General features: G+C 59.9%; 24 protein-coding genes and 1 tRNA gene. 10 read left to right on the plus strand and 15 right to left on the minus strand.

The annotated features are described in order from the left end of the window. The first annotated feature begins 39 nt into the window (after positions 1 to 39). Genes FHT92_RS02130 through FHT92_RS02140 form a run of 3 tightly spaced genes read left to right on the plus strand, consistent with a single transcriptional unit; the run spans position 40 to position 3,163 of the window. Positions 40 to 1,602, plus strand: a complete 1,563-nt coding sequence (locus tag FHT92_RS02130) for an undecaprenyl-phosphate glucose phosphotransferase (RefSeq protein WP_183743981.1) — start codon at positions 40 to 42, stop codon at positions 1,600 to 1,602. After that, entirely contained in the window at positions 1,599 to 2,873 is a 1,275-nt protein-coding gene (locus FHT92_RS02135; protein ID WP_183822207.1) for an O-antigen ligase, read from the plus strand. The genes FHT92_RS02130 and FHT92_RS02135 overlap by 4 nt, the downstream gene beginning before the upstream one ends. Further along, a complete protein-coding gene (locus FHT92_RS02140; protein WP_183743988.1) occupies positions 2,870 to 3,163 on the plus strand; it encodes a multiprotein-bridging factor 1 family protein in 294 nt (97 codons plus the stop codon). The genes FHT92_RS02135 and FHT92_RS02140 overlap by 4 nt, the downstream gene beginning before the upstream one ends. Positions 3,164 to 3,330: 167 nt before the next feature. On the opposite strand, the gene FHT92_RS02145 is transcribed toward FHT92_RS02140, so the two are convergent. Continuing rightward, entirely contained in the window at positions 3,331 to 3,543 is a 213-nt protein-coding gene (locus FHT92_RS02145) for a hypothetical protein (RefSeq protein ID WP_183822209.1), read from the minus strand. A gap of 183 nt (positions 3,544 to 3,726) precedes the next feature. Between FHT92_RS02145 and FHT92_RS02150 the strand changes: the two genes are divergently transcribed. Beyond that, positions 3,727 to 3,960 (plus strand): DUF982 domain-containing protein, encoded by a 234-nt coding sequence (locus tag FHT92_RS02150; protein WP_183743994.1) that lies wholly within the window; start codon positions 3,727 to 3,729, stop codon positions 3,958 to 3,960. Between the two features lie 15 nt (positions 3,961 to 3,975). On the opposite strand, the gene FHT92_RS02155 is transcribed toward FHT92_RS02150, so the two are convergent. Further along, positions 3,976 to 4,209 (minus strand): hypothetical protein, encoded by a 234-nt coding sequence (locus FHT92_RS02155; protein WP_183743997.1) that lies wholly within the window; start codon positions 4,207 to 4,209, stop codon positions 3,976 to 3,978. 509 nt (positions 4,210 to 4,718) lie between these two features. Between FHT92_RS02155 and FHT92_RS02160 the strand changes: the two genes are divergently transcribed. Beyond that, a tRNA-Pro gene (locus FHT92_RS02160) sits at positions 4,719 to 4,795 on the plus strand. A gap of 144 nt (positions 4,796 to 4,939) precedes the next feature. Here FHT92_RS02160 and FHT92_RS02165 read toward each other — a convergent pair. The 3 genes from FHT92_RS02165 to FHT92_RS02175 all read right to left on the minus strand — a co-directional run bounded on the left by FHT92_RS02165 (position 4,940) and on the right by FHT92_RS02175 (position 6,214). Further along, positions 4,940 to 5,257 carry a hypothetical protein gene (locus tag FHT92_RS02165; protein WP_183743999.1) on the minus strand — a complete coding sequence of 106 codons (318 nt, stop codon included), beginning with the start codon at positions 5,255 to 5,257 and terminating at the stop codon, positions 4,940 to 4,942. Positions 5,258 to 5,436: 179 nt separating this feature from the next. Further along, positions 5,437 to 5,652: a hypothetical protein gene (locus FHT92_RS02170; protein ID WP_223216504.1), complete on the minus strand. Its 216-nt coding sequence runs from the start codon at positions 5,650 to 5,652 to the stop codon at positions 5,437 to 5,439. Positions 5,653 to 5,749: 97 nt separating this feature from the next. After that, positions 5,750 to 6,214 (minus strand): YbhB/YbcL family Raf kinase inhibitor-like protein, encoded by a 465-nt coding sequence (locus tag FHT92_RS02175; RefSeq protein ID WP_183822211.1) that lies wholly within the window; start codon positions 6,212 to 6,214, stop codon positions 5,750 to 5,752. A 408-nt stretch (positions 6,215 to 6,622) separates the two neighbouring features. On the opposite strand from FHT92_RS02175, the gene FHT92_RS02180 reads away from it, so the two are divergent. Further along, complete coding sequence (locus FHT92_RS02180) at positions 6,623 to 8,596, plus strand: protein-L-isoaspartate(D-aspartate) O-methyltransferase (RefSeq protein ID WP_183822213.1); 1,974 nt, start codon at positions 6,623 to 6,625, stop codon at positions 8,594 to 8,596. Between the two features lie 64 nt (positions 8,597 to 8,660). Here FHT92_RS02180 and FHT92_RS02185 read toward each other — a convergent pair whose 3' ends face one another. Further along, positions 8,661 to 8,927 carry a hypothetical protein gene (locus FHT92_RS02185; RefSeq protein WP_183744011.1) on the minus strand — a complete coding sequence of 89 codons (267 nt, stop codon included), beginning with the start codon at positions 8,925 to 8,927 and terminating at the stop codon, positions 8,661 to 8,663. Positions 8,928 to 8,949: 22 nt separating this feature from the next. Between FHT92_RS02185 and FHT92_RS02190 the strand changes: the two genes are divergently transcribed. Both FHT92_RS02190 and FHT92_RS02195 read left to right on the plus strand, forming a co-directional pair. Then, positions 8,950 to 9,261 carry a hypothetical protein gene (locus FHT92_RS02190; RefSeq protein ID WP_183744014.1) on the plus strand — a complete coding sequence of 104 codons (312 nt, stop codon included), beginning with the start codon at positions 8,950 to 8,952 and terminating at the stop codon, positions 9,259 to 9,261. Positions 9,262 to 9,467: 206 nt separating this feature from the next. Next, the gene (locus FHT92_RS02195; protein ID WP_183822215.1) at positions 9,468 to 10,100 is read left to right on the plus strand and encodes an outer membrane protein; all 633 of its coding nucleotides are present in this window, start codon (positions 9,468 to 9,470) and stop codon (positions 10,098 to 10,100) included. Positions 10,101 to 10,135: 35 nt separating this feature from the next. Here FHT92_RS02195 and FHT92_RS02200 read toward each other — a convergent pair whose 3' ends face one another. The 6 genes from FHT92_RS02200 to bcsN form a co-directional block, all read right to left on the minus strand. Beyond that, positions 10,136 to 10,804 (minus strand): HAD-IA family hydrolase, encoded by a 669-nt coding sequence (locus FHT92_RS02200; RefSeq protein WP_183822217.1) that lies wholly within the window; start codon positions 10,802 to 10,804, stop codon positions 10,136 to 10,138. Between the two features lie 101 nt (positions 10,805 to 10,905). Beyond that, positions 10,906 to 13,377 (minus strand): cellulose synthase, encoded by a 2,472-nt coding sequence (locus FHT92_RS02205; RefSeq protein WP_183822219.1) that lies wholly within the window; start codon positions 13,375 to 13,377, stop codon positions 10,906 to 10,908. Beyond that, positions 13,374 to 14,420, minus strand: a complete 1,047-nt coding sequence (locus tag FHT92_RS02210; protein ID WP_183822221.1) for a glycosyl hydrolase family 8 — start codon at positions 14,418 to 14,420, stop codon at positions 13,374 to 13,376. The genes FHT92_RS02205 and FHT92_RS02210 overlap by 4 nt, the downstream gene beginning before the upstream one ends. Then, positions 14,417 to 16,903: a cellulose biosynthesis cyclic di-GMP-binding regulatory protein BcsB gene (locus FHT92_RS02215; RefSeq protein WP_183822223.1), complete on the minus strand. Its 2,487-nt coding sequence runs from the start codon at positions 16,901 to 16,903 to the stop codon at positions 14,417 to 14,419. The genes FHT92_RS02210 and FHT92_RS02215 overlap by 4 nt, the downstream gene beginning before the upstream one ends. Then, positions 16,900 to 19,098: a UDP-forming cellulose synthase catalytic subunit gene (gene bcsA / locus FHT92_RS02220; RefSeq protein WP_183744029.1), complete on the minus strand. Its 2,199-nt coding sequence runs from the start codon at positions 19,096 to 19,098 to the stop codon at positions 16,900 to 16,902. The genes FHT92_RS02215 and bcsA overlap by 4 nt, the downstream gene beginning before the upstream one ends. 54 nt (positions 19,099 to 19,152) lie before the next feature. After that, complete coding sequence (gene bcsN, locus FHT92_RS02225) at positions 19,153 to 20,133, minus strand: cellulose biosynthesis protein BcsN (protein WP_183744032.1); 981 nt, start codon at positions 20,131 to 20,133, stop codon at positions 19,153 to 19,155. A 415-nt stretch (positions 20,134 to 20,548) separates the two neighbouring features. On the opposite strand from bcsN, the gene FHT92_RS02230 reads away from it, so the two are divergent. After that, positions 20,549 to 20,869: a DUF1236 domain-containing protein gene (locus FHT92_RS02230; protein WP_183744035.1), complete on the plus strand. Its 321-nt coding sequence runs from the start codon at positions 20,549 to 20,551 to the stop codon at positions 20,867 to 20,869. Positions 20,870 to 20,902: 33 nt separating this feature from the next. On the opposite strand, the gene FHT92_RS02235 is transcribed toward FHT92_RS02230, so the two are convergent. Continuing rightward, positions 20,903 to 22,540: a response regulator gene (locus FHT92_RS02235; protein WP_183822225.1), complete on the minus strand. Its 1,638-nt coding sequence runs from the start codon at positions 22,538 to 22,540 to the stop codon at positions 20,903 to 20,905. Positions 22,541 to 22,731: 191 nt separating this feature from the next. Here FHT92_RS02235 and FHT92_RS02240 point away from each other — a divergent pair, with 191 nt between their 5' ends. Then, entirely contained in the window at positions 22,732 to 23,073 is a 342-nt protein-coding gene (locus tag FHT92_RS02240) for a response regulator (protein WP_183744040.1), read from the plus strand. 96 nt (positions 23,074 to 23,169) lie between these two features. Here the strand turns inward: FHT92_RS02240 and FHT92_RS02245 are convergent, their stop codons facing one another. Both FHT92_RS02245 and FHT92_RS02250 read right to left on the minus strand, forming a co-directional pair. Then, positions 23,170 to 23,712, minus strand: a complete 543-nt coding sequence (locus tag FHT92_RS02245) for a MerR family transcriptional regulator (protein WP_183744043.1) — start codon at positions 23,710 to 23,712, stop codon at positions 23,170 to 23,172. Positions 23,713 to 23,862: 150 nt separating this feature from the next. Then, the gene (locus FHT92_RS02250; protein ID WP_112566104.1) at positions 23,863 to 24,201 is read right to left on the minus strand and encodes an integration host factor subunit alpha; all 339 of its coding nucleotides are present in this window, start codon (positions 24,199 to 24,201) and stop codon (positions 23,863 to 23,865) included. Between the last annotated feature and the right edge of the window lie 39 nt (positions 24,202 to 24,240).

A 24,240-nucleotide genomic window follows, 5' to 3' on the forward strand; every position in this document is an offset into this window, starting at 1 on the left:
TTCTGTTATCCCGCTCACATCAACGAGCGATGAAGCCCCATGAACAAGCTGGAAAAGAGCGGACAGTTCGACGTGGAAGCCCTGCGCAAGCAGGTCTCTGATACAGAGACGCGCAGCGGTGCCTCCACGCATGCAGCCGGCGAGACGCCTGGTATCAATCCCTATGCCCGCCAGATCGCCGAGCAGTTTCGTGACGGAACCTATTCGCCTGTCATCATCATCGGCCAGTTGCGGTTGCTGGAATTCCTGACACAGCTCGTCATCGGCCTTGCCGCCTTCTATTTCGCACCTGGCGACGGCAGCGACAGCATCCTGATGCGGGCCGTCATGGCGGCGATCGTTTCGGCATTGACCGTGGTAGCGCTTCAGCTTGCAGATACCTATTCCATTCCGGCTCTCAGAGCCCGCGTGCGGTATCTGCCGCGTGCCTTCGCAGCATTCGCCATCGTCTTCGTGCTGACAACAGGTGCTTTCTCGCTCCTGCGCGGTGTCAGCGCCGCGACTGCGCAATCCTACGCCATCTGGTTTGTTGCAGGCGCGCTCTTCCTCGTAATCGACCGCTTCCTCGTGGCGCAGGGCGTTCGCCGCTGGGCGCGCAACGGCATCATGGAGCGCCGCGCCGTCATTGTCGGCGGCGGCGAGCCGGCCAAGGAACTGATCCGTATGCTGGAGCAGCAGGCGGATAACGACATCCGCATCTGCGGTATCTTCGACGACCGCGGCGAAAAGCGCTCGCCGATCATGGTCGCCGGCTATCCGAAGCTCGGCACGGTCAGCGAACTCGTGGAATTCGTTCGCATAACCCGGATCGACATGCTGATCATCGCGCTGCCGCTGTCTGCCGAGGCGCGTATCTTCGGACTTTTGAAAAAACTCTGGGTCCTACCGGTCGACATTCGCCTCGCCGCACATGCCAATCGACTGCGTTTCCGCCCGCGCGCCTATTCTCATGTCGGCGCGGTGCCGATGCTCGACATCTTCAAGAAGCCAATCCGCGACTGGGATTCCGTCGCCAAACGCGCTTTCGATATCTTCTTCACCATCGTCGCGCTCTGCTTGCTCTGGCCCATCATGGTGGCGACAGCGATTGCAGTGAAGGCGACTTCGGAAGGACCTGTTTTCTTCATGCAGAAGCGCCATGGCTTCAACAATGAAGTCATCAATGTCTTCAAGTTCCGCTCAATGTACGCCAACATGGGCGATCCGACGGCAAAGGCCGCCGTCACCAAGGGCGATCCACGCGTCACCCGTGTCGGCCGCTTCATCCGTAAGACCTCGATCGACGAACTGCCGCAGCTTTTCAACGTACTGAAAGGCGAACTTTCGCTGGTAGGCCCGCGTCCACACGCCGTGCTTGCCCAGGCGCACGACCGCGCTTTCGCCGATATCGTCGATGGCTATTTTGCGCGCCACCGCGTCAAGCCCGGCGTTACCGGCTGGGCTCAGATCAATGGCTGGCGTGGCGAAGTGGACAATGACGACAAAATCAAGTTCCGCACGGCCTACGACCTCTATTACATCGAAAACTGGTCGCTCTGGTTCGACCTCAAGATCCTGTTCCTGACACCCGTCCGGCTGCTCAACACGGAAAACGCCTATTGAGCGCGATCGACGCCTCCCCTGCGCGCGTGGCGCAGCCGCAAAGGCTGACGCTGCGGCTCATCGGTTCGGCAGCGGTCGCCTTCGGTGTCTTTCTCTCGGGCTTCGTCATTGACGAGCCGGCGCCCTACGAGCTCTGGATGGCGGGGCTGATCGGTCTCTGGTTCATTCTCGGCCTGAAGATCTCCCGCACCACCGCTCCGCTTCTGGCGCTGCTGCTCACCTTCAATATTGGCGGCATGTTATCGCTCACCCAGATGCGGGACCTGGCGACCGGCCCGATGTATGTTGCCGTCTCCACCTTCCTTGCGCTGACCTCGATCTTCTATGCCGCGATCATCGAGGACAGCCACAAGCGGCTGCCGCTGATCTTCAATGCCTGGAGCTTTGCGGCTGTTATCACTTCTCTGCTCGGCATTCTCGGCTATTTCCACGCCTTTCCGGGGTCGCAAGTTTTCACACTTTACGACCGCGCCAAGGGCGCCTTTCAGGATCCGAACGTTTTCGGTCCCTTTCTCGTGCCGCCGGCGCTTTACCTCGTCCACAGCATTCTCGCCGGGAATCTCAGAACATCGCCGTTCAAGGCCGGAGCGCTGCTCATCCTGGCGCTCGGCATCTTCCTCTCCTTCTCGCGTGCGGCCTGGGGTCTTTTCGCCGTCACCGTGTTGATACTGATCTTCATCATGCTGCTGAAGGAGCGCAGCGGCGCCTTCCGGCTCAGAGTGCTGATCCTGTCACTTGGCGCCATCATCCTGATGGCGGCCTCGCTACTGATTGCTCTGCAGGTTCCTAAGGTCAGCGAGCTTTTCTCTGCGCGCGCGCAGCTCGTGCAGCAATATGATGGTGAGCACCTCGGCCGTTTTGACCGCCACCGCATCGGCTTCCAGATGATGATGGAACGGCCACTCGGTATCGGGCCGCTTGTCTTCGGCACTATGTTTCCGGAGGACGAGCACAATATCTGGCTGAAGTCGCTGACCACTTATGGCTGGCTGGGTTTCGTCAGCTATGTCGGCCTGCTGTGCTGGACGCTCACTCTCGGCTTCCGCAGCATATTACTCGACCGGCCATGGCAGCCTTTCCTCATGGTCGCATGGATCTCAGTTCTAGGCCACGCGGCGATCGGAAACGTCATCGACATCGACCACTGGCGCCACGTTTACCTGTTGTTCGGCATAGTCTGGGGCTGTGCCGCACTGGAAGCTCGTCATAAGCGTTCGAGCCGTTCACAAACACTTGAGAAGTTCGGCAAAGGCGCTAGATTTCCGGCATGATTACAGGAGCACAGATACGCGGCGCGCGCGCCATGATCGGCATGAGCATCGAGGACCTCGCGGCTCATGCAGGACTTTCCGTTGAAACGGTTACTGCGCTGGAAAACGGCGAATGGGCGGGCGAGACCCGCGCCATGATCGATGTGCGCAACACGCTGGAGGCCTACGGCATCATCTTCATCGCCAGTGGCAATCAGGATGAGGGCGGGCCTGGCATACGTCTGCGCACCCGCAGTTCCACCGATGACGGCATCCGGCCCGAAAACCTCAACGCAGCCAACGACGACTGACGCAACCAAGCGCCGTCGCCGCGGTCGTCGGCTTGGTGCCTACATCTATCACGAGGAGAGCAAGCCTCGGGGCATCGAGATGAACATCGGCAAGGACGATGTGTCGATCGAGCAGAACTGAGCTCAGCACCTTTTCTGCACAGCTTAAGCATTCTAACTGGGAAGCTTTAGAGATAGGTCTTGGCGAGAGTGGTCAGCTTGCCGCTATCCTTCACGCCTTGCCTGTAAAGCTGGATGAGGGCCGCGCCGATCCTATCGGCTTCCGGCGTGCGCGGAGCGATGCCGCTCTCATCGCAAACCTGAGTCAGGACCTGGGACAGCAGGTCGATATCTTCCGAAAAGAGCGGTAAATCCTGGGGATGAACTGACGATTTCAACATCGCGCCGCATTTCCCTCGAAGGGCATAACGCATCATTCTGCGTAGCCGAGGCCCTCCCTGCCAGCCTTGTCCATATTATGCGCGTGGCACAAAACTTTAGCAACTACGCAAATCAGAATCGGGAACAATCTCTTGTCTCGTGCGTCGCAGGCCGTTCGAAATTCCATCTGGAATGACAGAGCCGTGAGCGAAAAACGCTTTCCCTCGCCCGTGAGGGTCAAATCTCCAAGCAGCAGCTTCATCGTTTCAACTGCCTGGGAAGCTGTCGAATATCTTAGGCGCTGGCCGGCCAAGCGCAGACGTGAATACCAGAGTGGCTTCCAGCACTGTCTCGATGCAATGGATGGGCTGAGAAGTCCTCCCGCGGCACGGGCGTCTTTCATGACGGCTGCTAGGGCAGCCGGGCTGCTGCTATGAGGATCGACGGACTGATCAGAATTCGCCTCGGAATTTCAGCCGGCCGCTCGCCGGATAAAGCTGCGACTGGTTGAAGCCTTCGACGATTACCTTGGCGCCGATCGCGGCCACATGCTCTTCGGCAAGATCCGCCAGCGCAAGGGCAACCTCCCCTTCCGGCCAGCCGGCTTTGACGGCCTCGTCGGAAAGAGCTTTAAATGCAGCGGCAAGCGTCTGCCGGCAGTCCTGTCCGTTGTTGTCAATCGTCATGAGCCCGAACTATGCTTCTCTACGATTTCTCTTCCTTATACGCCCAGCAGCAAAATTGCGAATAAATTTTAATTTCAAGAACTCAAAACCGATGGCATCGCATACACAAGCTTTACTCACGTGTATATCTCAGGTTAATACAAATAAATCACCTCTTTTAAACAGAGGCATCTGGTGGAAATTCTATAGAAGTATTGCACTGTAAATTTACCACTTTAAAAACTACGCCTAAAAATCTATACAATCTGCGTAAATTTCCAACCTGACCTGACGCGAATTGCTCGCGAGTGGAAGGATTTCCATGCTGTTCCGGCGTAGGCAGACTATTGCCGCAGACTTTCCGACGGTCGTCAGCGGGGGTACGATAATATCAAACCGCACCAAAGGGGCAGGAAAAAGCCTCGCTGCAGACATCCTCCTGGACAAGTTCCGTTTTATGATCATGGCGACATTTTTCCCTTGCGTCCAAAAACCGAAGAGTCTAACAGAAGCAAGCCGTTTCGGCAGGTCGGGGCGTAGCGCAGCCCGGTAGCGCACTTGACTGGGGGTCAAGGGGTCGCTGGTTCAAGTCCAGTCGCCCCGACCATTTTATCCCTTGAAATCTCAGTCCAAATAACCACCGGTGGCGGCGCTTGCCGTCTAGGCATGACTGGCGAATTGAGCCCGGCTCTTCCTTGTGCCCTAGCAGCCGCGATGTTCGCCGTTCAAGCAGCGCCTAAGAGAGCGGGATTCAGTGGACGGTGTGGGGCAACCCGTCCCAGGAGGATGTCAGGTCTTCGAGTATGACGAGGAGTTTTTCGAATTCGGAAAGAACCGAATGGAATTCCTCGTTGTCCAACGAGGCGATCTGTGGAGCCTTGATCGAAAGGGATCCGATAAGTCGCTCGATCCACACGCATCGGTCTGCAGGCACATGACCGAGAATATCTTCCCGGTATTCCTGCAGGTAGTTTTGGATGCGCGCCACGAGAACACGGCGGTCGGGTGCTCCAAGCGTTGCAAGATTGCTTCGAGCCGTCTGCAGTTCAGCGATGATCGATGCCTGCATCTTTTTTCCCCTCGGTTTCTTCAGCCATCCCTGTGGCGGCCGAATACCACAGTCGCCAGGCTTTCGACACGGACCAAGGTCTGAAGTGACTGATGTGTGCAATCCGGGTCTCCGGGTACTCGGCGATCTCGGCGGAAGAACGTCCAGAGGATGCACGCGGTTGGGCATCGCGAAAGCGCCTAGTGCAGCGTACCCCAGCGCGCATCCCATTCGACGCCTTCGCACAGTTCGATGAGGATCTCGCTGGCTCCGTGCAAATGGCTGCGGGCAATCTGAAGCGCGGCTGCCGGTTCCATCTCCTCGCCCGGAAATACGCTATCGTCCTTACCCTGGCCGGTCACCTTGCGCACGAATCCGCGTATCTCGTCGCCGGAATGATAGAGCTTGACGACCATGTCGCCCTGCTTTTCCTGACCTTCTTGGAAGTGCTTATAAATAGTCAACATATCCTCCGCGCGGCTATCACCGAGCAAGATGGACCCCGGCTGCCGATTACCTTTGTTCAAAGGTGCCGGTGAGCGAGGCCTCAGCGATCATATGCTTCTGTGCCTCTCGCCACATAGCCTGGATGCCGGCCGATGCCGGCATTGACAGAGCCGGGACGTCGAGTGCCGCCAACTTGAAGTGATAGTGATGTAGGCCGTGGCCTTTGGGCGGCTGCGGGCCGTCATAGCGGCCATTGCCAAAATCATTGTCGCAGAAACGCAGCCCTCCGTTCGGTGCCGTGTCGCTGCTTTCCGGCAATGCATTGCGATCACCCGGTATATTGAAGACGCCCCAATGACTGAAGATTCCGTTTGGCGCATCCGGGTCTTCGACGATGAGAGCAAAGCTCCGTGTCGCGTCCGGCGCTCCGGCCCATTCAAGGCGCGGCGCGATGTTTTCGCCGAGCCGCGTGTACTTGCTTGGAATTGCGGAGCCGTCCGCGAAAGCGGAACTCTTGAGTGTGAATGACACGAAGACCTCCTTCTGCTGCCGGAACCGGCAATGCCTGTTCACCGGACGATAATCCGAGGATCGCTACATGCGCGTCCCAACGTGGCCTAAGCGCCAAAGTTCCCGCCTTCACCGCGTTTGCTCGACGAATAGGGAACCTTTTCCGGCAGCTGTTGTTCGAATGACGAGAAGGTTGCCTTTGCCCGCGACATCAAAGGAAAAATGCGATGCGCGCGGTCGGCATTCATCGCGTCGGCGGTCACGAAGTCCTGAAATCGAGGCGATCGACAAGAACCATATGCTCGCGGAAAGATCGTTCTTCTCGTGCTTGGGTGATCATTCGTGCCTAGATGGTCGAAGCTTCGTGTCGGATTGCAGCTGCGGCATCTGACGATCCCATGCAGACTTGCCCGGCAAGAGAGGTCTCTCATGAACCTAATCCGCAATCGCGACCGCACGGTGGAGCAGCACATTGTCCGCCGCGGCATTCAGGACAAAACCGTCGCCCGCGCAATGCGCACCGTACCGCGCGAGATGTTCGTCGATCCGGGCTTCGAAGAATTCGCCTATGAGGACGCGCCGCTTTCCATCGGCCAGGGCCAAACGATCTCTCAGCCTTTCATTGTAGCGCTGATGATCGAGAAGGCCGATCTCGATGCCGGGGACAAGGTGCTCGAAGTCGGCACCGGCTCCGGCTATGCGGCCGCAGTCGTCAGCCGCATAGCAAGACATGTCTACACGGTCGAACGCCATGGAGCGCTGGCACAGCAAGCACGCGAACGCTTTGGCCGGCTCGGTTACAGCAATATCGACGTCCGCATCGGCGACGGCAGCAAGGGGTGGGCCAAGGCCGCTCCTTTCGACGCCATCATCGTCTCGGCCGGTGCACCGGAAGTACCGCCCTCTCTGAAAGAACAGCTCGATCTTGGGGGACGATTGATCATCCCCGTCGGCCACGACGACGGACAGCGTCTCAAGCGCATCATCCGCACCGGTGCGGACGCGTTCGAAGAGGAAGATCTCGGCGGCGTATTCTTCGTTCCGTTGATCGGTGAGGATGCCTGGACCGCAACGCATCCGCTCTACACCTCTGCCGCCCAACCCGAAAGAACACCCGCGCAAATGATCTCGGACGCGGCCGAGACATTTTCGTCTGTCGACGACGAAAGCTTCACACATCTGTTCGATCGCTTTGCCGACAGCCGGATCGTTCTTCTCGGTGAATCCACCCACGGCACGGCCGAATTCTACCGCGCACGCGCCGCCATCAGCCGGTATTTGATCGAGCGCCACGGCTTCAATCTGATCGCGGTCGAAGCCGACTGGCCCGATGCAGCCGCCATCGATCGGTTGATCGCCGGCCGAAGCCTTTCGCAAGCCCACCCCTTCGAGCGTTTTCCCGTCTGGATGTGGCACAATGAGGAATTTATCGAGTTCATCCGGTGGATGCGTGCGGAAAATATCAGGCGCCAGGCCTCGCGCATGGGTCCCATCCGTTTCTACGGGCTCGACCTCTACAACATGGCAGGGTCCATTCGCATGGTGATCGATTATCTCGAGCGCGTCAGCCCTGACGCTGCCGTGGTCGCCCGCGAACGCTACGGCTGCCTCAGCCCCTGGCAAAACAACCCTGCGACCTATGGGCGCGCGATCCTCAGCGACGCCTATAAATCCTGTGAGGACGCCGTATCGCAACAATGCCAGGAGCTCTTGGCTCGATCTTTCAGCGAGAATGATGGCAGTGACGATGGCTTTCTTGACGCCACACAGTCGGCGAGGCTCCTGGCAGCGGCAGAGCGATATTATCGCATCATGTACTACGGCGGCTCGAAAGCCTGGAATCTGCGTGACAGCTATATGGCCGAAACGGTCGAACATCTCCTAGATTTCCACGGGCCGGCCGCTAAAATGATCGTATGGGCGCATAATTCCCACATCGGTGACGCACGCTTTGCCGAGATGGCCGCCGCTCGTGATGAACTCAATCTCGGCCAGCTCTGCCGACAGCGTTTCGACGGCATGACCAGCCTCATCGGCTGCGGGACGCATTCCGGCGAAGTTCTAGCGGCAAGCGACTGGGACGGGCAGGCTGAGAAGAAGAGGATCAATCCGGCTCTTGCAGAAAGTTACGAGCATCTGTGTCATCAAGCCGGAAAGAAATGGTTCCTCCTCGATTTCGAGCGCAACCAGGATCTGCATGCCCGGCTCATAGACCAACGGCTTCAACGTTTCATAGGTGTCATCTACAGGCCGGAAACCGAACGGATGAGCCACTACATGCTGACCTCCCTGCCCCAGCAATACGACGCTTTCGTGTGGTTCGACGAAACACATGCGTTGACGCCGCTCTACCAGCAGCAAGCAGCGGGAGGCGGTCAGGAAACCTTTCCTTTCGGCCTTTAAGGAGTGGTAATGGCAAGCAGATGCGAGTCACGATCGATTGCCTTGCAGAGCGTGCGACGGGTCCTCAGCGTGATTCATCCGTCCATATGCGGCGCTCGCCGCGGTAGATGTACTTGCCCGAGCCTTGGCGGGTGTTGTCGCGGTAGTAATCTCGGCGATTGCGGTTGCGGTCGTCACCGGCGCAACGCTCGGGAAAGCGGCGGCAATCCTGGTAGTTTTGCTCGCTGACACGCGGATTTCTGGGATCGACAGCCATTGCATTACCGGCGGGCATTGCTAAAGCTAAGGCAAGGACGACCCTGATCATTTCATTCTCTTCAATTGCTTGCATACCATCTGCCGGAGTTTATCACATGCTGCCCAGCCGCACACTTCTCATCGGCGTGATCGCGACGCTGGCCTCCTCGCATATGGCATTGGCAGAAAACGTCCGGTTCCGGAACGCCAAGGAAAACGAAATTCGTCAGCTTCTGAAGGGTGCCAGCGACCTGCGGAAGGCATCGAACGGCTATGAGTACCGTCAAGGCAATAAGAACGGCTACAAAATTTCTGACGGTCAGATCTGCGTTCTTTTCCCCAATAAGCAGACTGACTGCATTTCGATCAAGACGGACGGCAACGTCCTGCAGATGATCGACAACAAGGGCAATCGCATCAAGTTCTAGGCCTTGCCGGCTTCTGTCCTGCCAAGCAGATCGGATCCATCCGGTCGGGCCGTCCCCTTCCCCGGAACCTTTACCCAAAAACCGCGTTAGAAACCCATGATTTTGCGGGTGGCTTACCCGCAGCCGCGATGCGCCATGCGGTTTCTGTCCGAGGCAGTCGGATCTCAAACGAGTTTTCAGCCGGATTTTTCCGGCGGGGGGAAATCATGAAACGTCACTTCGTATCCACCGCCGTCGCCAGCTTTCTCGTCACCGGCCTCGTCGCCGGCTCGGCCATGGCGGCTGATGCCATCGATGAGATACCGGCCGCACCGGCAGCCGAGATCGCGCCGGTCTTCACGTGGACGGGTTTCTATGCCGGTCTGGGCGGCGGGCCGACCTGGGCCAATGGCGATTTCGACGTCTTTTCCGAAGACATGAATGGTGGCCTGATCACCGGCTTCGTCGGCTATAACTGGCAGCTCGACAATAATTTCGTCTTCGGCATCGAAGGCGACATTTCCTATAACTGGGACAAGTCCGATGTCGGCCCGTTTGAAGTCGGCCTCGAAACTGCCGGCTCCGTCCGCGCCCGGCTCGGCTATGCGATCGATCGCGCTCTGATCTATGGCGCGGCCGGCTGGACGGGTGCACAGGTGCATATCGACGGTCCCGCCGGCGACGACAGGGATACGCTGTCGGGCTGGACGATTGGCGCGGGAGTCGACTACGCCTTCACCAATAACGTCTTCGGCAGGCTGGAATATCGCTACAATGATTATGGCAGCGCCGATCTGCTCGGACTCGACGGCGACATCGACCAGCATGTGGTAATGATCGGCGTGGGCTATAAATTCTGAAGCCTTCTGCCTTCAAGACTATCCGGGCTGCCAGACTAAGCGGCGGACAGCGAGAGCTTGCCATCCGCCGTCACAAGCGGCTTCCAGGCGGCATAGTTGGCGATCGTGAAATGCGGCGTCTCGAAGGGCGTTGTATGGGTTTCGGTGATGACAGTGACATCGGCTCCGGCACCCTCGCCAGCGAGAATGCCCGCAACCGCATCCTCGAACACCAGGCAGCGAGCGGGATCGACGCCAAGGCGGCTTGCGCCAAGCAAATAACATTCCGGGCTCGGCTTGCCTGACGAGACTTCTTCACCGCTGACAATCATCTTAGGCATGGGAATGCGTGCGGCGGCCATGCGGCGGAGGGCCAGTTCGATCGGCGCGGAGGTGACAATCCCCCAGCGGTCCAGGGGCAGCGCATTCAGAAAGCGGATGGAACCCGGGATTTCGGCGATGCCCTCGAAATCCTCCATCTCCTCCTTCAGAAGCAGCTTTGCCTCCGCAATCGGATCGACGCCGGGAAGGCTGAGCTGGCGGATGGAGTCGGATGCACGAACGCCATGGATGGTCTTCAGAAGAACCTCAGGCTCGAAACCATGGCGAAGCGCCCATTCGCTCCAGACGCGCTCGACGACGGCGATGGAGTTCAGCACGGTGCCGTCCATATCGAAGAGGAAAGCATCGTAGGTCTTATCGAGAACGCGATGAGAAGCGGACAAAGGAAGGTTCCTTGCGAAGCAGAAAGCTGTCAGGCCTTCCGCGACTAGCCGAGCGTAGGGGCGACGTCAATCTAAAGCATGTCGCGAAGATCGCGACGCGCTTAGTCATTGACCTCGGGGTGGGTAATGTTCTTCACATCCGCGAGGCCGCGTGTGGCATCACGATTGCCGGTAGCCGCGGCAGCCTCGAAAACGCGCGTAGCGTCGCCATACATCTTCAGATTCATGTAGCTGTAGCCACGCAGCACCATGAGATCGACGCGCTCCTGCTGCAGCTGAGCGCGCTGGTCGAGATAAATGAGCGTTTCGCGATATCGGCCGCCTTCGAAGGCGGCGAGCGCTCGATCGGCAAGGATCGCCACCTGCAGTTCGGAGGCGCGGTCGCGGTTCTGCGGCGCCTTGGTAGCCGCGACCGCTGCCCTATTGGAAAGGCCGGCGCGCAGATAGGCGAGGCTCTGACCGTAGGCGGCATCCTCACGCTCCTTGCGCACAGGACTTGCGAGCGCCGCCTCGAAAGCCTTCACCGCTTCCATAGGCCTGTTGATGTCCATCAGGCACCAGCCGCGTGTCAGCGCATCGCCGGGGCTGAGGCGGGCGGGATCTATTGTGGTGGAGCAGCCGCGAATCTGGCGCGGACCGCGCTCGACCGCGACCGTCTGCATGACCCGCGCGGGCCTTCCTGGCACAACGGACTGGGCCGGCGCAATGGGCTGGGGCTGCACTTGCGACTGCTGGGATTGAAATTGCGCCGGGGACTGAGGCTCCGGCTGGAAGGCCGCGCTGCGTTCGGTCGGCGCTGACTGGACTTGCGGTGCTGCGGGCTGAACTGCCGGCTGCGACCCGGGCGCAGAGCCGGGGGCCGGCAATGGAGCGTTGGTTCGCGAGCCGGCAGACGTATCGTTCAATGTGGCAATGCGGACCGAACGACCGGCCCAGAGACGCTGGATCTCGGCAACGCCGGCACGGTCGTTCAACTGCTGGCGGGTGACGGCAAGGCCATAGGCTGAGGGTTCGTCATCCGGCTTCCAGCGCAATCCCGTCTCGAACCAGCGGGCGGCCGTTTGGAACTGGTTCAACGAACGGGCATACCAGCCGAACTGCTGGGCCGTCGGCACGTATTTCTGCTGGATGATGGTGGCGGCGATGCGGCCGAGCACCTCCTCGCTCAGATCGGCCGGCGGCTGCAAGGCCATCAGATTGGCGGTCGCGGCAAGATAGGTGGCGGTCGCTTCCTTGGAATCGTCACGCCATTTATACATGACATCCTCCGCTTCCTGCGGCGACTTGCGGGCAATCAGCGCCAGCGCCAGGCCCTGCGAGGCAACAGCGGAATCCTGTTTGGCGTGGGCGACGCGGAACCACTTCTCGGCATCCGCCTCGTTGTTGCGGCGAAGCTGATACCAGCCGAGCAGCAAGGCGTCGGAGGGCAGCCCCTGCTCTTCGGCAAGCCTCTCGACACGGGAGATATACTCGGAAGCGACATCGAGCTTGGCATCGTCGTTGCCATCGGCAACAAAGCGGCGGGCAAGATCATCGCGAAGGCTGTCGAATTCTTTGACACCGTTGGCATCTGCAGGTCTTTCGAGAGAAAGCAGCGCCTGCATCGGTCCGTAGGGCAGAAGAGCGGCAGCCTTCTGGATCGTCGCCACGCGTTCGGCCGGCTCGGTGCAGTTCTTCAGGATGTAGGTATAGGCATCCTGCCCGCGCTGCTGCCTGTTCGTCTCAATGAATGCCTCTGCGACGCGCCAGAGCACATCTATCTCAGCGCAGGTCAGCAGGCTCGGCGTCTCGGCTGCGATGTCTATGACCGTCGCATACTGCTTGAGATCGGAGGCATTGACCAGCCGAGTCCGGGACTCGGCAACGTCCAGTCGGTCGAGCAGATCGGCTGGCGGTTGCCAGTTTTCGGCCGCCTGACGGTCGGCGATCGCCTTGCGCAGTTCGGCATAACGCCCCTCCGAATAAAGCTGCCACATGTTTTCGAGTTGCCGGTCGCCGTTTTGTGGAATGGCGAGCGGATCGGCGGGCGGCACCCAATTCGGGTAGAGCGCCTGAAGGCGGGAGATTTCCGCCTGCAGACGAACCTTGTCGCCGCGGCTTGCGAAATAACGAAGGGCGCTTAGATCGACAACCGGCTGCTGGCTTGCTGCCATGCCTGCCGGGGCAGGATTGGCCGGCGCTGTGGCGGCACCGGCAGGGGCCGCGGGTGGCACGGTCAGCGGGACGACCGGAACCGGGGCCAACTGCTGAGACGGAGCGGTTTTCTCAGCTTGGCCTGTCTGGGGTTGGCTCGTCTGAGCTTGGCTTGTCTGGGGCAGATCCGTCTGGGCCGGGTTCCGGGGCTGATCGGCGGTATCATCCTGTGTCGCGGCCTGAATTCGTTCCGCCACGGTCTGCACATCGATCGACTGACTGGACGTGCTATCCGGCCCCTTGATGCGGCCCATCATCATGAGTTCGGGGGTCCTGCCACCGAAGCCGAAACGTTGCTGCAATGCCTCGCGGTCCTTCAGTCCGGCGATGAGAGTCGCCACCAGGACTGCTGCCGTGATCGCCACGAAAGAAGATTTCACAGGCACTCTGGATGCTTCTCCCCGACATAAGCCAGCCCCAGAAGCTGAAGCGTTGATGGATAATAATAGACAGGCGCAAATTGCAGCGCTTCGGCTGGAAGCTTCGTTCCGTCTAATACACAGGCCACAACGTGGTTAACAATTTCATAACCAGGGTCGGAAAGCTCCGTCTTCGACCGCCCGGTAGTCAGATCGATAGTGGCGGTTACGCCGTTTGCGGTCATGCCTTCCTTGAGACGCGTCAGCAGCGCCCTGTCGGTCACGCCGCCCCGCACCAGATAGAGCGGGATGCGGATCGCGTTGTAGCCGAACTCGGCTTCGAAACCCCGGGCCGGTTGCGGCTGACGCTTCAGACTCACCCATTCGGCGGGCAGCTTGCGCGGACCAAACTGCATGGCTTTGAGCAGCGAGTGGCCATCGTCCGTCAGTTTCTGCCACAGATCGGACGGTGCAAGTGCTGCCATGACGGGTAGCGCTTCATAGACCCAGTAGGACGGGTTGATAACGGGGCCATCGTCGCGATCCGCGCCGGAGAAGCCTTCCGTGCCGGGCATCAACAGGGTGCGGCCGCCGAAACTGGCCACAGTTTCCGAGAGTGTCGACTGCGCCATGCGGGTGGCCGCGGTGATATAGTCGGCGCGGTTCCAGGCGGATCCCGCCAGCGCAAGCGCATAGGCAATCAATATATCGCCATCAGATGCATTGTTCGTATCGGTTACATGCGGGGTGGCGGAGGGATCCCATTTCCACACGGCAAGGCCGTCATTGCGCAGCAACAGTTCGGTGCGGGTAAAATACCAGATCTGCTCAAAATCCGCCGGCCTTGCGGCGAGATAGGCAAGCAGCAGGCCGTAGCCCTGGCCCTCACTATGGCTGATATTGCCGTTGCCGTTATCGATGATGCGGCCGCTCGGATCGAGAAACTTTGCCTTATAGGCGGCCCACGCCTCGCCGCTGATCCGCGGCTGCTGGGCAGAGGCAGGCTTACCGGCAAACGAAAGCATCATCGTGCCTGCCAGCACTGCGGCGATCCAGGCCTTCATTTCGACCTGCCAAGCCTTGAGAGCATTCTGGACGTAGCCAGACCGATGAGCAGCGACAGCACGACCAAAAGGAAGGAATAGGAGAGGATATTCGTCGACAGCCAGTTGGCGGCGATCAGGCGATAGTTGGCGATCGATAAGCCGGCGGTGGGTACAAAATCGAAGCGCGTGACCGGTACACTCTCGATTTTGCCGGTACGGCTGGAATAGGTGGTGACATGACCCGCAATCTGCGGCCAGTTCGTCTGGGAGGCCAGGGAATTTAGTCCCTCGCGCAGATCCTTGGCCGAAGGCGCGGTCACGACGGTCCATGTGCCACCGCCATCCGGGCTCTTGCCCTGGGCGACCATCAGAGAGGTCACATTCGAAGGCGTGAAGACCTGCTCGGCATTGGGAACGAATTGCAGCGAGGCGCCGGTAATATCGAAGTTTCGGCGCAGCCATTCGCGGAACGCCGCGATGCGGCTTTGCAGCGCGCCCCCGCTGATGCGCGAGCGCCATTCTTCCAGTGCCTTGCCGTTGTCGATCTCTGTCGGCTGCGAATCCGTCACCGGACGCCAGGAAGCCTGGCTGGCAGTTGCGACATTGACTTGGGTGAGCGCCGTTGCCGGCATCTGCGAAATCGAGCCGATGAAAATCGCACTGCGATCGCCGATCACGCTCGGCGAGGCGACGGTATCGATTGCGATCGGATGGCCGGCCGTAATCGCTAATTGGCCAAGCAGGGTCGCGGTGGCCGAAAGTGTATCGGCATCGGTACGGTCGATGAACAGCGGTGTCGGATCTGGACTGCGTCCGTAAGGGTAGGATGTACCGGCCATGGCCGCGAGGTTTGGTCGCTGCCCGACACGGGCGAAATCGGGCATGTGAAATTCGGACGTGTCAAAAAGTGCAAAACGTGGCGCCTGCGACGCCGTTGCCCCGGGGGCGCAGGCCGCATCGTCCTCAGTCATCAGGACTGCCTCGATGGCGATCGAATTCAGGCCCGGCTTGAAGTGCCGCATGGTCACGCGGATCGGAAGCTGGCGAAAAATACCGCCATTGGTCGTGGCGATCGGCACTGTGGAGGCGATGTTGCCATTCACATAGACGTCGATGTGGCTGCCGGGAAGCACTTTGCTGGAATAGGCGGCATCGAGCAAGACTTTCGCCTCGCCATAGGCATTGGCATAGAAATCGGCCGGCACGGCGACATTGAAGCCTGTGCGAAAGCGGCGACCGGAGAAATCGACGGTGCGTATGCCGAGTTGCGAAAGCGGGATGCGCGTATCGCCAAAGAGAAGCGGCGCGTCGGGCGCCGTCCAGCGCTGCGTGGTCAGCACGTCGCGGCGTATTTCAGGGGCACGATCGGTCGGAGACACGATAGTATCGATCGCTGTCGAAACCGCCTGCCAGGACGGACCGCTGATCAAAAGGACGGGCGAACCACTGCGCGGGTCAGTGACAAAGGCGGCAAGTGGTGCGCTTTCAGCACCCTGAGGAAGGCTCGGGAAGATCGGCCGCAGCTCGGCCGCGGTACCGACGAGTACCGCCATCTTGCCGGGACCACCTGCCGGCAGGGAGCCGGTCCCGAAGGCAAAAACCTGGTTCGGCATGCCGCTCAAGAGTGACAGGCCCTGCGCCAGACGCAGAAGGGGCTTGGTGGTGCCAGGCTGTTCCATCGCCGGAACGACCAGATCGAATTCCGTCTTGCCGTTGCCGTCGACGCCGATGGCGCGGATCGCATCCGTGCCGGAAAGCTGGCCGGCATCGCGGCCGGCAAAGCTCAGATAGGTGCCGGCCGGATCGATGTTCGACCATAGCTCATAGGTGGAGTCGATGCTGCAATCAGTGCGGTGGCGCTGATTGGCTTCGAAGGTGATGAGGTTAGCACCGGGTTGCAGGAGACCCGGAGGAACGTCGAAGCTGACCCCCGACGGGCTGTCGGGTGAACCGACCTGCTGCTGGCCGATGGCACGGTTGTTGATGAACACGGTCAGCTGCGACACTTCGGGAGCGACGACAACGGCGTTCTGATAGGTGAAAGTGAACCGTGCCTTCGCCGCCGCCTGCTCCGTCGTCAGATAGATCGACCATGACCTGCGGTCATATTCACCACCGAGGCCTAGTTCGGAGAAGGGCACGATATAGCGCCTGAAATCACCGATCTGCGGAGCGACCGCGACGGAACGGGCGGCAGGCTGCGCGGCCTGCTGTGGCTGGGCCTGTGCCGGGGCAGAAGGCGTTGTCGGCGCCGGTGCAGATGTTGGAGGAATGGCGCTGACCGGCGGCGCTGCAGGCACGGGAGGCGGCATCGGCTGCGGGGCAACCGTCTGCGGCACGACGGGAACAGGAGTCGGCGCGGGCTGGACGGGCAGTCTGAGGCGCGGAGCAACCGGCGCACCCGCCGGACGTTCGCCGGACATGTCGAAAGGGCTGATCTGCGCATAAGCAAAAACGGATGTGCCGACCAGAAGAAGGGAAGCGACGAAGAGCTTTCTCATCCGGCGTTCGCCTTTGCGGCCTGCTGCTGTCGATGCGCCTCGCGCTCCGGCCGCATGCTGCGGAAGAAATAAACCAGGCCACGGCTCGTCTGATAGAGCGATAAGCCGAGGAACCAGACGGTGCCCTTGATGAGACCGGGATTGCGGCGGCGCGAAGCCTGGAACTGGCTCCACTGATCGGAATTGGCGAAGATCAGGTCGGCGATGAGACGGTGATCGAGCGCGCTTTTCGGCTGATACTGGCAGCCAACATTGGTAATATCGCCCGAAGGTTCGATGTTGCGGACGATAAGCGGCAGAGTTTCGAGATCGGCGCCGCTATAGGGCCGGAAGCGGATTTCCCCGAGCGCGCCGACTTGCACCGCATCGAAATGCTTGCTGAAGACGTGCAAACGCGCGCCGTGGACGGAGACATCCTCGATAGAGGCCGTGTACCACTGATCGCCGATGCAGAATTCGCAACGGCGGTTGACGCGCACGCGGCGGGAGGACGCCCTCTCCCCGCGCTCGGAGACGACGCCGAGCGCACAACCGGCAAGGATGAGGTTAATGACGTTCCAGCCGCCGACAACGAGGGTGACATCCGCCTTATAGGGTTCGGCATAGATCTTGTAGATGGTGATCGCGACGGCGATGATCTGCACTGCGAAGATCACAAAGAAAGGTCTGCTGATTTCCGACAGGCGGCTGACTGAAATGGATTCATCCTTGGCGGTGACCTTGAAGGTCGGCTTGCGCGGATTGAGCATGACCGAGATGACAGCCGGCAACAGGTGCACCGTCTGCACATATTCATAAAGTTCGGAAATCCAAGGCCAGCGGAACGATCCATAGAGATAGTTCTGCATCATCAGGTTCACGATCATATAGGCAAGCGTATAGGCCAGGAACTCGCCGCCGGAGGCCGTGAATATCTGCAGATCGAAAAAGAGATAGAAGAGCGGCGCGAAGAGGAAGATCGTGCGCGGGAACGGAAACAACCAGAACAGCGACGAGGACATGTAGCAGAGGCGCTGCGGCAGCGTGAGGCCGCGCTTGAGCAGCGGAAAGCGAAAGCGTAGAATCTGCATCATACCCTGCGCCCAGCGGCTGCGCTGGCCGATGAAACTTGCGAAGGTTGCAGGCTGCAGGCCCGCGATCAGCGGCTTGTCGAGATAGATGCTGTTCCAGCCGGCGCCGTGAAGGGCGAGCGCGGTCTCGCAATCCTCGGTGATGCTGACACCGCTGAAACCGTTGGTGGATTGCAGTGCGCGGCGGCTCAGCACCGCCGCCGAGCCGCAGAAGAAGGCGGCATTCCATTTGTCGAGACCGCGCTGGATGATGCCGTAGAACATTTCGTTCTCGCTCGGCATCTTGTCGAAGGTGCGCAGGTTGCGTTCCAGCGGATCCGGATTGATGAAGAAGTGCGGCGTCTGGACGAGGAAAAGCTTCGGATCGTCGTCGAAATAGCCGACCGTCTCCAGAAGGAAGTCGCGCGCCGGCGCATGGTCGGCGTCGAAAACGGCGATCAATTCGCCCCTCGAATGCTGCATGCCGTTGTTGAGATTGCCTGCCTTGGCATGTTCGTTGCGATCGCGCGTCAGGTAGTTGACATCGAGATCGACGCAGAGCTGCTTCAGCTCGGCATGGCGGGCGGCGGCGGCCTGCGCTTCGATCAGCTTGCCGGAATTGCGCTTCTGCAATGTACCGCCGTCGTCCAGCAGCCAGACGTGCAGCTTGTCGGCCGGATAATCCATCGCCTTGGCCGCGGCGAGCGTATTGGCAAGCAGGCCGGCATCTTCGTTGTAGGACGGCACGAAGACATCAACATGCGGGAAGCGCTCGAGCTTGCCGGCGCGCGAGGGGCGCGGCGGCAGCGGGGTCGCGACAATGAAGAGCGACAGCGCCAGCATCATCACGCTATACATTTCAGCGAGATAGAGCAGCAGGCCAGGAATGAAGTTTGCAAGCTGGTTAACCGGCGGCAGCGTATTGGTCGTGCGCCAGTAGACGTAGCGCAGCACGATGGACGTACCGAAGGCGAGCGCCACGAGACGCCATGTGCCCTCGCCCTTCAGCACCTTGATGAGCGCCATGATCGTGACGACGGTGATGCTGGCGATGAGTTGGGTCTGCAGATTGACGGGCAGCGTGATCAGGGCGATCACACAAAGCGACACCACAGCCCATATGAGAACACTACCAGCCTTACGCATGAACGTCCCTTCGAAATGGCTCAACCGCTGCGCATCCGTGCATTGGGATATTTGCTATTTCTGGCAGGCGGCCGTCATGGCCGCGTCCCCTATGCAATCAGGCGAAGGCACGGTCACACCGATCGGCCTTGCCGGTTGTTGGATCGGCGCTGGCGTTTCTGCCGGCGGCTCTATCGCATTCGTCTGTATGTCGTCATTCGGCAACGGCACGCGAGGGCCGACGGGCGGCTGCAGGACCGGTGCGGCATATGACGGCTGCGTCCGCACGCGGCGCACGGCCACGGTCCTCGGCTGGCGTACCGCCGGAGCGGGTTCGTAACCGATCGGCATGGTATTCGGGCGATAACCGCCCTCATCCGGATAGATCGGCGCGCCGGTCTGGCCAAGCGCTGGATTGGCCGGCGGCGGTGCGCCATAGGGGTTCCAGATATCACCGTCGAAAGTGCCGGTGACGGTGTACCCGTAGACAATACCGAGAAGCTGGCGCTCGGCGGCGCGGGCATCGCAAAGGCGCAGGCGGATCTGGATCATGCCGAAATTGCGCGCCTGCGTGTGCGCGGACTGGCTGGAGCGGATCTGCTGCCAGGCGTAAATGCAGGTATCGCCGGCGCGGCTGCGGCCCGACGCATAGCCGAAGGGACCGTAACTGTTCTGCAGGAAGGTGGCTGAGGTCGCCATTGGAACGCCGGGAACCGCGCGCGCCATCTCCCGGGCGATATCCCCTTGCCGGATCATCCTGTAGGAATCGCTGCTGGCGCCCGAATTGACGCCGGACGCGCCGAGGAACTGCGCTTTGAGGAAATTCTGGCCGGGGACCGATGAGGAGGTAAACAGCGATATCGTCTGTTCCACGCCGTTTCCGCGCTTTCGCTCAATGACGCTGACGATCGACGGACCGCCCGGAGGTGGCAGCACAAGGGCCTTTTCGGGCTCTACGCTCTCAGGTCCGGCCGGCTGGCGCACTTCACCTGTCGACGTACAGCCGGCTATCATGGCCGAAATGGCCACCACCGATATCGTCTTCGGAAAATGCATATCCTGGCCGTTGCTACCGTTTATTAATCTTTGTCTGAGGGACAAAGCGCGACGAATTTCCGAATCAACAACCCCTCATTCATTCATAGGCATAAACGATGCCTATGGTTAACAAATGGTCAATATCTCGCCCACAGTTGCACCGGGTAAAGCGAGCGCACGCTCCACCTTTGAGGGCGCAACAAAAAAATAATCGACAGCTGGCAAAGGACGCCCCGGAGGCTCTCAACCTGGCTCGACTCGTTCTTCGCCTTCATCTCAAAGATATGGGATGCGAGGCGCCGTCTCCGGGACGGCAGGGTCGAACTCAACGACCAATCAAACCGATTCCGACCGATCGCCCGCGCTTTGCCGGCGGAACCATGAAGCATGGCTGGCGTTTTCTCGGTGGCTGGGTAGGAAGAGGAGAATATCCATGCGCAAGACCATGCTGGCCACGGCCGCCCTCATGCTGACCGTCAGCTCTGCCGCCTTCGCGCAGAGCAGCGTCATCGTAACCGATCCGGCGCCCACCGCTTCGACCGTCGTGCTTCCGGGGGAAGTACGCACCTATGTGATGGAGCAGAGCGCGCCTTCCGTCGTCTATGACGGCGACATCACCGTCGGCGCAACTCTTCCCGACACCGTGGAAATCCATAGCGTTCCCAACGCGGACGGCTATGGCTATACCGTCATCAACGAGCGCCGCGTGATCGTCGAGCCACAGACACACCGCATCATTCAGGTTCTCGAATAGGCTTTCGACAGGATGATGAGGTCTTGCCAGGCCTCACGCCTGTCCCGCGGGAGGCTTGCTGTTGAGCACCTCGCGAACCTTATGAGCGAGCTGCTCCAGGCTGAAGGGTTTGGCAAGGAGCGAGACGCCGTGGTCCAGTACGCCATTGTGAACGATGGCATTGCGGGTATAGCCGGTCGTGTAGAGTATCCGTATTTCCGGCCACTTCTCCATGACGGCATCAGCAAGCTGGCGGCCGTTCATCTGCGGCATAACGATATCGGTGAAGATGAGATCCACGCGTTCTCTCTGCATAACACCCAGCGCTTCGGGACCGCCTCCGGCCTGCAGCACGCTGTAGCCGAGTTCACGCAGGCTCTCGGCCGTCATTTCCCGTACACTCTGGTCATCCTCCACCACGAGGATGGTATCATCGACGCTGCCCTGCGGGATCGGCCTCATGGACGGCTCCGTAAAACGTGCGTCGCCGGAACCGACACGGCGCGGGAGATAGATTTTGACCGTCGTTCCGCGGTCGATCTCGGAGTAGATCTTGATGTGTCCCCTGCTCTGCTTGACGTAGCCATAGACCTGGCTGAGGCCGAGGCCCGTGCCCTTGCCGGGACCTTTCGTGGTATAAAAAGGATCGAAAGCGCGTTCCAGAACCTCGGGCGACATGCCGATGCCGGTATCCGTGATGCTGATCATCACATATTGGCCGGCCTCCACTTCCTGGTGCATGCGCGCGTAACGGTCGTCCAGTTCAGTATTGGCCGTCTCGATGGTCAGATGCCCGCCATCGGGCATGGCGTCGCGCGCGTTGACAGAGAGGTTGAGGATGGCATTTTCAAGCTGGCTCAAATCGGCGAAGGTCGGCCACAGGCCGCCGGCCAGAACCGTTTCGATCCTGATCTGCTCGCCCAGCGTCCGGCGCAGCAGTTCCGACATGCCGCCGACCAGCTTGTTTGCATCTATGATTTCCGGTGACAGTGGCTGCTGGCGTGAAAAGGCGAGCAGGCGCGCAGTCAACACCGCAGCTCGCTGCGCTCCGTCCCTGGCGCTCTGGATCGAGTTCAGGAGGCGTGGATCCTCCCTGCCGTTCAGCCGCCTCTGGGCAAGGTCAAGGCTGCCGATGATGATCGCCAGCATGTTGTTGAAGTCGTGAGCGACGCCGCCAGTCAACTGGCCGATGGTTTCCATCTTCTGCAACTGGCGCACCTGGGCCTGGGCGGCGGCATGCTCTTCCATCTCCCGCTTGAGTTCGTCGGTGCGCTCAGCGACAGTCTCCTCTAGCTTCCTGTTGAAATCGTTGAGCGCTTCGCGCAGATGCGATTGCCGGCCGTGCGAGACGATGATCGCCTGCATCAGACCGACGATGATGAATGCATTGACGACGAAGGTCGAAAGGCCGATCCATTGGCCGAAGGTGACGGGCCAGAAGATGTCGTGCGGCTCGACGAAGAACTGCTGGACGACAAAGCCCGACAAGATGGCGGCGGCCGCCCCTGGCCCTGCACCGCCGATGAAGCTTGCGATCAGCACCGCGGGCAAGAAGCTCAGAAAGGGAAAGCCGGAGAGATAATCGCCGGCCGCAACACGCAGCAGGAAGGTGAGCGCAACGGCGGCGACAGCGAGCGGATAGGTCAATACCGGTCTATGACGCAGCCAGTCCGTGGCGCTCAACAAATCCATTTCCCAGCCTCTTCCCTTCCGTTACGAAAACGGCCCTCAAGCTTTTGCACATCGAAACCGACCGGGCAATATGCCGTTTTCGCATTGCGGCGGTCCAGCCTTGACGAGTAGCCGGCTCGCGACAGATAAGCCGTAATGCCGAGCAAAGAGCCTGACGCGGGTCCACGCGAGGGTAAAGGGCGGACGGAACTATGAAGGATATATTCGTCGTCGAAGACGATGCACTGATCGCCATGCTGCTCGAGGAAATGCTCGAGGATCTCGGCTACCGCGTCAGTGCCAGCGTTCCGGATCTGGAGCAGGCACTCGATGCGGCCCGGAACAAGGAGTTCGACGCGGCTATCCTCGACGTATCGTTGGCTGGAAAGAGCTCGTTGCCGGTCGCAAAGCTTCTCGAGGCGCTCGGCAAACCCTATGTCTTTGCGACGGGATATGGCAGCGCGCCGGAAGGCAGCAGTTCCAGCCAACCTGTCCTCAGAAAACCGTTCCAGCTCTCCGATCTCGAAAAAGCGCTGAAGGGCATGCAGGTCTGAGGTGAATCGCGATCTTTCAGATTCGTCCGCCGCGCTTTAAATTCTTGTCTCACGTATGTCGTTACTACAACCGCTACGCACGTTTGCGCGACGTATTTAGCGCACCTGATCGAGCAGACGCTTGCATTCCAGGAGATCGTAGAGTGCTTCCTGGAGAAGCGCTCGATCCTCTTTGCCGACACTCGACTTGCCGACGGAGATTTCCGGCTGATCGTCCTCACCGCTGACGAAATTGAAGAAGCGGCGCGTGATCGGGGGCTTGGCGCGGCCAACGATCTGGTCCTCTTCCGCCATGGCAATGCGCGGTTCACCCGCGACGGTGTCGTTCACGCTGGCCGAGAGTGCTTCGACGCTTGCAAGATCACCGTGACCGACCGCGACGACAAACTTGTTGCCGTTTGTCTTCAAGAGCTTCTGAACGCCCTTGATCGTATAACCGTGATCGTAGAGTAGATGGCGGATGCCTTTTAAAAGGTCGACATCCTCCGGCCGGTAATAACGCCGGCCCCCACCACGCTTCATCGGCTTTATCTGCGGAAAGCGGGTTTCCCAAAAACGCAGCACATGCTGCGGCAGGTCGAGATCATCAGCAACTTCGCTGATGGTGCGAAACGCATCCGGGCTCTTGTCCAACGTCATACTGCTACGCGACCTCGCGGATCGATCCAAACGGCGACTCACCATATTTCAACGGTTTGGAGCCACGAATTCAAGTCACGTCTTCGCGTTCCGCACAGCCAGAGTGGCTATGCGGCAAAAAACTTTTCCGTCCAGCGGAGAGAAAGATGATCAGGCAGCCGGATTTTGCGGCTTAGTTTTGCCCTTCCGGGCAATATGAGACTTGAGAATGCGCGTCTTGAGCACATTCGACGCTTTAAAGGTCATAACGCGGCGGGGCGAGATCGGAACTTCTTCACCGGTCTTCGGATTGCGGCCGATACGCTCGTTCTTGTCACGCACCTGGAAGGTCGCGAAGGAGGAAAGTTTGACGGTTTCGCCACGCACGATCGCATTGCAAATCTCGTCGATAACCGTTTCGACCAGTTCAGCAGATTCGGTCCGGGAGAGACCGACCTTTCGAAAAACGGATTCCGCCAGGTCTGCTCGCGTCACTGTCTTTCCGGTCATGGTTTCCCCGCCCAATAGAAATATTTTGTGAAAGTGGGC

This window comes from Rhizobium sp. BK377 (genome assembly GCF_014193935.1).
Lineage (GTDB): Bacteria > Pseudomonadota > Alphaproteobacteria > Rhizobiales > Rhizobiaceae > Rhizobium.